Annotated in this window: 1 protein-coding gene and 1 pseudogene; both read right to left on the bottom strand. The window is 73.0% G+C overall.

The genetic code is table 11. From position 1 onward, the window contains the following. A pseudogene (locus tag ACOV8S_RS12965) lies at positions 1-304 on the bottom strand (phosphatase PAP2 family protein); the annotation flags it as partial. Positions 305-719: 415 nt separating this feature from the next. Then, positions 720-2060 carry a 4-aminobutyrate--2-oxoglutarate transaminase gene (gene gabT / locus ACOV8S_RS12960; protein ID WP_448317982.1) on the bottom strand — a complete coding sequence of 447 codons (1341 nt, stop codon included), beginning with the start codon at positions 2058-2060 and terminating at the stop codon, positions 720-722. Between the last annotated feature and the right edge of the window lie 40 nt (positions 2061-2100).

Raw genomic sequence — 2100 nt, 5'->3', positions numbered from 1 at the left:
GCGTCCACCACCGTGCTCGCCCCGCACTGCGGCCCCGCAGCGCGGCCCAGCCCGCCGCGGCCGCCAGCACCGGCAGGGCCACCTCCGCGTTGCCCAGGTCCGCGAGGAACGCCGACAGCCCGTCCCGCTCGATCAGCGCCCGGCCCAGCCGCTCGTCGGCCCGGGCCAGCGGACCCACCGAGGCGACCTGCCAGGTCAGCACGGCGAACAGCAGGCCCAGCAGCCAGGGCAGCGCTCGCCGCGCCGGCGGCACCGGCGGCCGCGGGCGCCGAGGGGCGACGGGACGGGAGGAGATGATCGGCACGCCCTCAAGGGTGCCTGAGACGACGCGTACGCCGGAACGCGCCCGGACATGCCGAAGGGCCGGCACAAGGGGGGGTGTGTGCCGGCCCTTCGGAGGACCGCCGTGAAGTGACGGTCCGGATCGGGTGCCGTACGCCCCGGGGGGTTTGGGGCGGACGGCCGTCCGATCGGTGAGGAGAACCCGGAGCGTCAGGTCTCCGGGTGTGCGCGAAGCACCGTCGGGCCTTGGCTGGGGAAACCTCGGCCCGGACCCCCGCGGCGGACCGCGGGTTCGGGATGTCTCTCATCTGCGACGAACTTACGGCAGACCAGCAGGCCGGGACAGTCGCCGCCCCGTCCCGCCATCCACCCCGCACACGTTCTTCACAGGGTCTCCCGGGGCGGAGGCCAGGGCCTCATTTACCCCGCTGACCTTGTCAGACGGCGCCGAACGCCTGCTCCAGGACGTCCAGTCCCTCGTTCAGCAGTTCGTCACCGATGACCAGCGGCGGGAGGAAGCGCAGGACGTTGCCGTAGGTGCCGCAGGTGAGGACGAGCACGCCCTCGTTGTGGCAGGCCTTGGCGACGGCGGCGGCGAGCTGCGCGTCGGGCTCCTTGGTCGTGCGGTCCTTCACCAGCTCGATCGCGATCATGCCGCCGCGGCCGCGGATGTCGCCGATGGCGTCGAACTTCTCCGCCATCGCCGTGAGGCGGCCCTTCATGAGCTCCTCGATCTGCCGGGCGCGGGCGTTGAGGTCGAGCTCCTTCATGGTCTCGATGGCGCCCAGCGCGGCGGCGCAGGCGACCGGGTTGCCGCCGTAGGTGCCGCCGAGGCCACCCGCGTGGGCGGCGTCCATGATCTCCGCGCGGCCGGTGACCGCGGCCAGCGGCAGACCGCCGGCGATGCCCTTGGCGGTGGTGATCAGGTCCGGGACGATGCCCTCGTCCTCACAGGCGAACCACTGGCCGGTGCGGCAGAAGCCGGACTGGATCTCGTCCGCCACGAACACGATGCCGTTCTCGGTGGCGAACTCGCGGATCGCCGGCAGGAAGCCCTTGGCCGGCTCGATGAAGCCGCCCTCGCCGAGCACCGGCTCGATGATGATCGCGGCGACGTTCTCGGCACCGACCTGCTTGACGATCTGGTCGATCGCCTGGGCGGCGGCCTCCGGGCCGGCGTTCTCGGCGCCGGTCGGCCAGCGGTAGCCGTAGGCCACTGGGACCCGGTACACCTCGGGGGCGAACGGGCCGAAGCCGTGCTTGTACGGCATGTTCTTCGCGGTCAGCGCCATGGTGAGGTTGGTGCGGCCGTGGTAGCCGTGGTCGAAGACCACGACCGCCTGGCGCTTGGTGTACGCGCGGGCGATCTTGACCGCGTTCTCCACGGCCTCGGCGCCGGAGTTGAACAGCGCGGACTTCTTGGCGTGGTCGCCCGGGGTCAGCTCGGCCAGCGCCTCGGCGACGGCGACGTAGCCCTCGTACGGGGTGACCATGAAGCAGGTGTGCGTGAAGTCGGCCAGCTGGGCGGAGGCCCGGCGGACCACGGCCTCGGCGGAGGCGCCGACCGTGGTGACGGCGATGCCGGAGCCGAAGTCGATGAAGCGGTTGCCGTCGACGTCCTCGATGACGCCGCCGTCCGCGCGGGCGGCGAAGACCGGCAGGGTGGAGCCCACGCCCTGGGCCACCGCGGCGGCGCGGCGGGCCTGCAGTTCGATCGACTTCGGGCCGGGGACGGCGGTGACGAGGCGACGCTCCTGCGGCAGCGCGGATGCGGACATGGGGGGCTCCCTGGGGTCGTGCGGGCGGTCGGGGCGGGAG

The sequence above is a fragment of the Streptomyces sp. CO7 genome (genome assembly GCF_053474865.1).
This window is presented reverse-complemented; position numbering and strand designations above follow the sequence as displayed.